Origin of the sequence: Blastococcus jejuensis (assembly GCF_039534705.1) — a bacterium.
Classification (GTDB): Bacteria; Actinomycetota; Actinomycetes; order Mycobacteriales; family Geodermatophilaceae; genus Blastococcus_B; species Blastococcus_B jejuensis.
Map to the genome: position 1 here is coordinate 258,405 of NZ_BAAAVV010000007.1, position 7,058 is coordinate 265,462.

Annotated in this window: 10 protein-coding genes; 4 read left to right on the top strand and 6 right to left on the bottom strand. The window is 74.3% G+C overall.

Going from position 1 to position 7,058, the window contains the following annotated elements; translation table 11 throughout:
* Positions 1-169: 169 nt before the first annotated feature.
* Positions 170-1,651, bottom strand: a complete 1,482-nt coding sequence (locus tag ABD644_RS16175) for a sensor histidine kinase (RefSeq protein ID WP_344689989.1) — start codon at positions 1,649-1,651, stop codon at positions 170-172.
* A gap of 53 nt (positions 1,652-1,704) precedes the next feature.
* Between ABD644_RS16175 and ABD644_RS16180 the strand changes: the two genes are divergently transcribed.
* On the top strand, positions 1,705-2,508 hold the full coding sequence (locus ABD644_RS16180) for a sulfurtransferase (RefSeq protein WP_344689990.1): 804 nt from the start codon (positions 1,705-1,707) through the stop codon (positions 2,506-2,508).
* Between the two features lie 16 nt (positions 2,509-2,524).
* Complete coding sequence (locus ABD644_RS16185; RefSeq protein ID WP_344689992.1) at positions 2,525-3,031, top strand: GNAT family N-acetyltransferase; 507 nt, start codon at positions 2,525-2,527, stop codon at positions 3,029-3,031.
* Between the two features lie 81 nt (positions 3,032-3,112).
* Here the strand turns inward: ABD644_RS16185 and ABD644_RS16190 are convergent, their stop codons facing one another.
* Together ABD644_RS16190 and ABD644_RS16195 are read right to left on the bottom strand one after the other, a co-directional pair.
* Complete coding sequence (locus ABD644_RS16190; protein WP_344689993.1) at positions 3,113-3,337, bottom strand: biotin/lipoyl-binding carrier protein; 225 nt, start codon at positions 3,335-3,337, stop codon at positions 3,113-3,115.
* A 54-nt stretch (positions 3,338-3,391) separates the two neighbouring features.
* Positions 3,392-4,429, bottom strand: a complete 1,038-nt coding sequence (locus tag ABD644_RS16195) for a biotin carboxylase N-terminal domain-containing protein (protein ID WP_344689997.1) — start codon at positions 4,427-4,429, stop codon at positions 3,392-3,394.
* A 175-nt stretch (positions 4,430-4,604) separates the two neighbouring features.
* Between ABD644_RS16195 and ABD644_RS22715 the strand changes: the two genes are divergently transcribed.
* Complete coding sequence (locus ABD644_RS22715) at positions 4,605-4,679, top strand: 50S ribosomal protein bL37 (RefSeq protein WP_099459150.1); 75 nt, start codon at positions 4,605-4,607, stop codon at positions 4,677-4,679.
* A 61-nt stretch (positions 4,680-4,740) separates the two neighbouring features.
* Here the strand turns inward: ABD644_RS22715 and rsrA are convergent, their stop codons facing one another.
* Entirely contained in the window at positions 4,741-5,085 is a 345-nt protein-coding gene (gene rsrA, locus ABD644_RS16200; protein ID WP_344689998.1) for a mycothiol system anti-sigma-R factor, read from the bottom strand.
* Positions 5,082-5,777: a sigma-70 family RNA polymerase sigma factor gene (locus tag ABD644_RS16205; RefSeq protein ID WP_344689999.1), complete on the bottom strand. Its 696-nt coding sequence runs from the start codon at positions 5,775-5,777 to the stop codon at positions 5,082-5,084. Before ABD644_RS16205 ends, rsrA begins: the two co-directional genes overlap by 4 nt.
* 207 nt (positions 5,778-5,984) lie before the next feature.
* Between ABD644_RS16205 and ybaK the strand changes: the two genes are divergently transcribed.
* Positions 5,985-6,458 carry a Cys-tRNA(Pro) deacylase gene (ybaK, locus tag ABD644_RS16210; RefSeq protein WP_344690000.1) on the top strand — a complete coding sequence of 158 codons (474 nt, stop codon included), beginning with the start codon at positions 5,985-5,987 and terminating at the stop codon, positions 6,456-6,458.
* On the opposite strand, the gene ABD644_RS16215 is transcribed toward ybaK, so the two are convergent.
* Positions 6,424-6,846 (bottom strand): hypothetical protein, encoded by a 423-nt coding sequence (locus ABD644_RS16215; RefSeq protein ID WP_344690002.1) that lies wholly within the window; start codon positions 6,844-6,846, stop codon positions 6,424-6,426. The genes ybaK and ABD644_RS16215 overlap by 35 nt on opposite strands.
* Positions 6,847-7,058: the final 212 nt, after the last annotated feature.

The following is a 7,058-nucleotide window of genomic DNA, read 5'->3' on the forward strand; positions in this document are numbered from 1 at the left end:
ATCGACCGCCGAGAGGCCGGTCCGGGACTCCCCGGACCGGCCTCTCTGTCTGTAACACGGTCGTCCTCCGGACGACACCGCGGCCAGGTGCCGTCCCCCAGCCGCGTGGAGCTGCTGCGTCGCGCCTGCGCGGACCCCTCCGGGCCCACTCGGCACGACAGTCCTCCCGCTACCGACGTGGCCTGCCCGCGCCCGGGAGGGTGAGCACCGCCTCGGTGCCGGCCCCGTCTGCGGCGGGGCCCATCGTCAAACCGCCACCCAGCTCGCTCACCACGAGCGTGCGCACGATCTGCAGGCCCAGCCCGTCGCTGCCGGCCAGGTCGAAACCCTCCGGGAGCCCCTGGCCGTTGTCGCGCACCCGCACCACGAGATCGTTCCCGTCGCGCTCGGCCACCAGCTCGATGCTCCCGGTCTCGCCCTCCGGGAAGGCGTGCTCGGCCGCGTTGTGCAGCAACTCCGTCACCGCCAGGACCAGCGGGGTCGCGGCGGCGGCGGGCAGCTCCCCGAACGACCCCGTCCGCCGGGTCAGGGCGGCCGGCCCGATCGAGGTGAGGTCGCCCAGCATCGGCAGCACCTGGTCGAGCACGTCGTCGACGTCGACGACGTCCTCCCGGCTGCCGGCGAGGGTCTCGTGCACCACCGCGATCGACGCCACCCGGCGCACCGACTCCTCCAGCGCCGCGCGCGCCGCCGGCTCGGTCATCCGCCGCGCCTGCAGTCGCAGCAGCGCCGCCACGGTCTGCAGGTTGTTCTTCACGCGGTGGTGGATCTCGCGGATCGTCGCGTCCTTGGTCAGCAGCGCCCGGTCGCGCTGCCGGACGTCGGTGACGTCGCGCACCAGCACCAGCGCGCCGGCCTCCCCGCCGGGCGCGTGCAGCGGCAGCGCCCGCACGAACATCGTGGCGCTGCGCCCCTCGACGTCCATCGGGTCGGGGAACCGCCCGGCCAGCGCGGCGACGATGCCGGCCGCCACGGCCTCCCCCGCCACCCGGTCGGCGGACGCCGACCGGGTCACCTCGGCGAGGTCGACGCCCACCAGGTCACCGACCACGCCGATCCGGCGGTATGCCGACAGGGCGTTCGGGCTGGCGTAGACCACGCGACCGGAACCGTCGAGCCGCACCAGCCCGTCACCGACCCGCGGGCTCATCTCGGCGTCCTGCACCTTCTCCGGCGGGAAGGTGCCGGCCGACACCATCAGGCAGAGGTCGGCGGCGATGTCGAGGTAGGTCAGCTCCAGCGTCGACGGGGACCGGGTCACCGCGAGGTTGGTGTCCTTGGCCAGGACGGCGACGACGACGCCGTCGTGCCGCACCGGGATCACCTCGCGACGCCGCGGAGCCGCACCCGACCAGTCCGGCTCGCCCTCCGTCACCGGGCGACCCTCCCGGTGGGCGACGACGAACGGCTCGGCCTCGGCCCCCTCGACCTCGGCGCCCACCAGGTCCTCGGGGCGGCTCGTCGGCGCGGTCAGCGGCCGCACCTGCGCCACGCACCACCAGGCGCCGGTCTTCAGCGGCACCCACAGCGTGAGGTCGGCGAAGGCGAGATCGGCCAGCAGCTGCCAGTCGGCGACCAGGCGGCGCGAGTGGTCGACCTGGTCGGGCCGCAGCGCCGGGCCACGGGTCAGGCGCTCGGAGAGGCTGCTCATGGTCCTCCGAGCGTAGGGCGGCCGCGCTGGGTCGGTCCTCGTAGGGTCGGACCGTGCTTCCTCCCGTCGTCGACCTGTCGTGGTGGCGGGCCCACCGCGGGTCCGTCGTCCTCGCCGACGTCCGCTGGTACCTCGACGGCCGCTCGGGGCGCGCGGCCTACGACGCCGGGCACCTGCCCGGCGCGGTCTTCGTCGACCTCGACCGCTGGCTGGCCGGCTCCGCCGGCCCCGGACAGGGGCGCCACCCGCTGCCGGACCCTGCGGTGTTCGCCGAGGGCATGGCTGGGTTGGGCATCGGCGACGAGGACACCGTGCTCGCCTACGACGACGCCGGCGGGGTGATCGCGGCGCGGCTGGTCTGGCTGCTGCGGGTCACCGGGCACGACGCCGCCTTGCTGGACGGCGGGCTGCGCGCCTACGACGGTCCGCTGGAGGTCAGGGCGCCGGCGCGACCGCGGGCCCGGTTCACCCCCAGGCCCTGGCCCGCCGAGCGCCTGGCCGACGTCGACGACGCGCTCGCCCCCGCCCACGTCGTCCTCGACGCCGACCGCTTCCGTGGCGACCACGAGCCGGTCGACCCCCGGGCGGGACACATCCCGGGCGCCCGCAACCTCCCGTGCCGCACGAACGTGGACGCCGACGGCCGCTTCCTGCCGGCCGAGGAGCTGCGTCGCAGGTTCGCCGCCGTCGGAGTCGGCGACGGCAGCGACGTGATCTCGTACTGCGGCTCCGGCGTGACGGCCTGCCACAACCTGCTGGCCCTCGAGGTGGCGGGCTTCGCCCCCGGCCGGCTCTACCCCGGCTCGTGGTCGCAGTACAGCGCCGACCCGGAGCGGCCGGTGGCGACGGGCGACTGATCGCTACGGTTCCGACGTGCTCGAACGCCCCGCGACAGCCGGCCTGACCGTCCGGGCAGCAGCAGCTGCCGACTTCCCGCACATCTCCGAGCTGACGGTGCGCACCTATCTCGGCGGCGGGCTCGCCTCGGCGGACTACGCCAGGACGCTGGCCGACGTCGAGGGCCGGGCGGCCCTGGCCGAGCTGCTGGTGGCCGAGGACGAGGCCGGCCGGATCGTCGGCAGCGTCGCGCTGGTGCTGGCCGGCGAGTTCGGCGAGGTCACCGTCTCCGACGAGGAGGCAGCGTTCCGCATGCTCGTCGTGGACGCGGTCGCTCGGGGTCGCGGCATCGGCGAGCTGCTCGTGCGCACCTGCCTGGACCGGGCCCGGGCCGCCGGCAAGCGCCGCATGGTGCTGTCGACCGATCCGCGGATGCACGCCGCGCACCGGCTCTACGAGCGGCTCGGCTTCACCCGGCTGCCCGAGCGCGACTGGACGCCGGTGCCCGGCGTGGACCTCCTGGTCTACGCACGGGAACTCTGACCCGGCCGCGTGCCGAACGGTGTGCGCTGACCGGCAGGTCCTGGCTGGAAAACTGCTGACTGTCGCACACCCTTCGTGCGGTCAGCCCGCCGCGACGGTCGCGATGAGGTCGCCCTCCTGGAGCACCTCGCCCTCGACGACGTGCATCTCCTCGACGGTGCCGGCGTGCTCGGTGAGCACCGGGATCTCCATCTTCATCGACTCGAGGATCACCAGCGTGTCACCGGCGGAGACCTGAGCGCCGGGCTCGACGAGGACCTTCCAGACACTGGAGACCATCTCCGCGTGGATCTCCTCGACCGCCACCTGGCCTCCTCGGATGCTGCGCCGTGACTGAGCGAGTTCATCCAAGCACGATGATCACGAGCCGGGAACGGCCGTTCCCGACGCCAGCCGGCCGAGGACCGCGCACACCTCGTCGCCGTCGTGCGGGACGCCGGCGTCCGAGAGCCCGGTGAGGGTGTCCGCCACCGCACGGGCCGCCGTCGCACTGTCGCGGGCGCCGGCGCTGACCGTCGCCAGGAGCGCGTCGTACCAGGGGTCGAGGCGGTCGCCGGGTTCGTAGCCGCTGACGGCCACCACGTCGGGGGCCCCCGCGGGCAGCTGCTCCACGCCGGGCAGACGCCCCGTGACGCGGCCCGCCTCCCCCGGAGGCAGCGTCGAGCGCAGCTGGGCGGCCACGGCGGCCCGCGGGAAGCCCGCGACCGGCTCCGGGCTGCCCGCCGTCGCGCTGACGCTGCGCAGCGCCAGCTCCACCGCGTCGACGCCATGGGCACGCTCCAGGACGGCGATGTCGAGCGAGAATCCCGCCGCGATCTCGGCCAGCTCGCCCTCAGGGTCCACGCCGACGGTCACCAGGCCACGCCAGCCGATGTCGGCCAGCCGCCGGGCGCGCGCGGGCAGCTCCGACGCGCCGTCAGGGGTCCAGGACACCCGCGCGATGCCGGCCGCGCGGTCCCGCTGCACCGGCGTCGTGAACCGGAGCCCGTCGGCCGTCACCCAGGCCAGGAAGCCGCGCTCGCTGGCCGGCTCCACGCCGTCGCCGCCGAGTCGCTCCAGCACGTCGGCGTCCGGCCCCACCCAGGTCAGCCCGGCCGCGACCACGGCCGCGGCCAGGCGCGCGTTCCCGGCCAGGGCCGGAGGCACCGGGAGGACGGCGGCGACCCCGCTGCGCGCGGCCGCCTCGACGATGCGGTCGACGGCCAGGTAGGACTCCGCGGCCGGCGCGGGGCCGAGCAGCACGGCGTCGTCGGCCAGGCGCACGTGACGGGCCGACCGCTCGGCGTCGGAGTGCACCGCGACGCTCTTCACCCCCAGGCGCGCGCAGGCCGACACGACCGCGCACGCCGCCGGCCCCCGGCCGGCCACGAGCACGCTCTCGATCCCCAGCTGTGGCACGGGTGTCCCTTCTGCGATCCCCCGTCCGGCAACGACGCCGGACCGCCCCGTGAGAGGCTGTAGCTGTCAGCTTGGCTGGTCCGGTCCCGTCGCGCACCATCGTGCGCCGGATCTCCGGGCCCGCATCGACCACGGGGCACTCCCGCCCCACCGGCAGCGTGAGAGGAGGGCAGCGATGTCCAAGCGTGGACGCAAGCGTCGCTCCCGCAAGGGGAGCAAGGCCAACCACGGCAAGCGCCCCAACGCCTGAGGCGTGAACGGCAGAGCGCCCTGTCCCGCGATCGCGGGGCAGGGCGCTCTGTCGTTGCGGGTCAGGACGGGTTCGGGCCGTCGGTCCAGGACTCGGCGGACACGCGCTCCACGCTGATCTGGGTGCCGTCCTCCTCGAAGGAGACGGTGGTCAGCTGGATCTTGATGCGCTCGCGAAGGCCGGCCGGCGTCGGGTCTCCCCCGCAGCGACGCCGGACCAGCGCCTTGAACTCCTGCTCGATGCCGAACTCGCGCAGGCAGGAGGAGCAGTCCTCCAGGTGCTCGGCGATGACGGCGCGTCGGGCGTCGTCGGTCTCGTGGTCGAGGAACTCGAAGACGTGCGTCAGGACGTCGTCGCAGGAGTTGATCTCGATCGGCTTGCCGGCGCCGTGAGCATCGTCGCTCATGACTGGCTCGCCTCCTCACCGGATCCGGCGCGGACGAAGCCGCGCTCGCGGGCGTAGTCGGCCAGCAGGTTCTGCAGACCCCGCCGACCCCGGTGCAGCCGCGACATCACGGTGCCGATCGGAGTGCCCATGATCTCGGCGATCTCCTTGTAGGCGAACCCCTCGACGTCGGCCAGGTACACCGCGAGCCGGAAATCCTCGGGCAGCTGCTGCAGGGCCTCCTTGATGTCGGAGTCCGGCAGGTGGTCCAGCGCCTCGATCTCGGCCGACCGCAGGCCGGTGGAGCTGTGCTCCTCGGCGGCGTACAGCTGCCAGTCCTGCACCTGGTCGGTCGGGTACTGCTGCGGCTGGCGCTGCTTCTTGCGGTAGCTGTTGATGTAGGTGTTGGTCAGGATCCGGTACAGCCACGCCTTGAGGTTGGTGCCCTCGGCGAACTGGTGGAAGGCCGAGTAGGCCTTGACGAAGGTCTCCTGGACGAGGTCCTCGGCGTCGGCCGGGTTGCGGGTCATGCGCAGGGCGGCCGGGTAGAGCTGGTCGAGGAACGGCAGGGCGTCGCGCTCGAACCGGGCGTCGCGTTCGGCACGGGTCTCGGCGACCTCGGTGCGGCTGCCACCTTCGCGCGCCTCCGGCACCTCTACGGGGGCGCCGACGGGCGTGTTCTCGGGGGTCTGGTCCGCGGACTCTTCAGGCACCGACCGTCCTCTCTGGGGCCCCCGGACGCGGGGTGCCGCATCGGTCGATGGTAGCCGCGCGGCATCGGGGCGGCCCGGGGGCCGCCGGTGCGCGACCCTCGGGCGGGCGCTGGAGACGGTGCTGCTCACGCCGGGTCCAACCGAGCCCCCGTGACGAGGATTCCCGGCCACCGGAGATCGTGGTGCGCCTCGCTAGGCTGCGGCGCCGTGGCGGCGACTCCTGCGGTGCGGGCTCTGGAGAAGGCGAAGGTGGCGCACACCCTGCACCCCTACGACCCCGAGCACCCCTCCGACCAGGGCTACGGGGAGGCCGCCGTGGCCGCCCTGGGCTCCGACCCGCGGCAGGTGTTCAAGACGCTGGTCACCCGCGTCGACGGCGTCCTGACCGTCGCGGTGGTGCCCGTCGCCGGCACCCTCGACCTCAAGGCGCTGGCCACGGCGGCCGGGGGCCGCAAGGCCGTCATGGCCGACCCCGCCGACGCCGAGCGGACGACGGGCTACGTGCGCGGCGGCATCAGCCCGCTCGGCCAGCGCAAGCAGTTGCCGACCGTCGTCGACGACTCCGCGCTGGAGTTCGCGACCGTCCTGGTCAGCGCCGGGAGGCGCGGGCTCCAGGTGGAGCTCGCGCCGGCCGACCTGGTCCGGCTCACCCGCGCCCGGACGGCGCCCATCGGCCGCTGACGGTCGCCCCCCGGAGCCCGGCGAGCTGGAGGACGGCGAAGCCGGCGACCACGACGGCCTGGAGCACCAGCCAGACGGCGCCGATCGTCGTGGGTGTGCCGAGATCGGCGACGACGACGGCGACGCTCCCGGCGGTCCACAGCAGGTTGCCGGTGATCACGGTGCGGACGGCGGGCGCGACCGGGCGGTCGCCGACGAGCCAGACGGAGGCCCCGAAGACGAGCAGGAAGACGCCGATTCCGCGGAGGATCCCGGTGGACAGGCCGAGGAGGTCGGACAGCGGACCGGCGAGCAGCAGGTACGCCGCGCCGTTGAGCCCGGAGACGACGGCGTCGACGCGCAGCGCCAGGCGGAGGAGGGACGGGGCGGCGGTGGTGGTCGTTGTCATGCCGCCACGGTCGGTCCTCGGCGGGAGCCGGTCGATTACCTCGCAGGTAAGCGCCCCGGTCCGCTCGCGCCGCTAGCGTTCGCCGTCAGTGTCAGGGTGCTGGCGCCGCGATCCGTTGCGGTGGTTGGGATCCTGGCCAGTGGTGATCTGGCTCGTAGCGTTCCTGCCGCTCTGTGAAGGGCTGGCATGCATGGGTTGTGCCGATCACTGCT

Coding starts and splice junctions, on each gene's coding strand:
- ABD644_RS16175 (WP_344689989.1), bottom strand. CDS start 1,651: ATGAGCAGCCTCTCCGAGCGCCTGACCCGTGGCCCGGCGCTGCGGCCC.
- rsrA (WP_344689998.1), bottom strand. CDS start 5,085: ATGAGCGACGATGCTCACGGCGCCGGCAAGCCGATCGAGATCAACTCC.
- ABD644_RS16215 (WP_344690002.1), bottom strand. CDS start 6,846: ATGACAACGACCACCACCGCCGCCCCGTCCCTCCTCCGCCTGGCGCTG.